This window comes from Acinetobacter sp. UC24323, from assembly GCF_024151445.1.
Classification (GTDB): Bacteria; Pseudomonadota; Gammaproteobacteria; order Pseudomonadales; family Moraxellaceae; genus Acinetobacter; species Acinetobacter baumannii.
In genome coordinates, this window is sequence record NZ_JAHIBY010000040.1 from 1 (window position 1) to 223 (window position 223).

General features: G+C 54.7%; 1 protein-coding gene. It reads left to right on the forward strand.

Annotation, left to right across the window (positions count from 1 at the left end; all coding sequences use genetic code 11):
- A partial coding sequence (locus tag KNQ97_RS19180; RefSeq protein WP_253612639.1) for an Ig-like domain-containing protein occupies positions 1-223 on the forward strand: 223 nt, incomplete at both ends.

The window sequence follows — 223 nt, forward strand, 5'->3', positions numbered from 1 at the left end:
GGCGCCGGGCTTGGTGATTACGGCCCTGGACCCTGCACTCACTGCGACTGAATCGACAACAATCAGCTTTACGTTTAGCGAGGCGGTCAGTGGCTTTGATATTGATGACATCACGCCAGTAGGCGGTACGCTGAGCAATCTGGTCCAAAGTACAACCAACCCGAATGTCTGGACAGCTACGTTTACAGCTGACGGCAGTGGTGCGGCTCCAAGCATCAGTGTT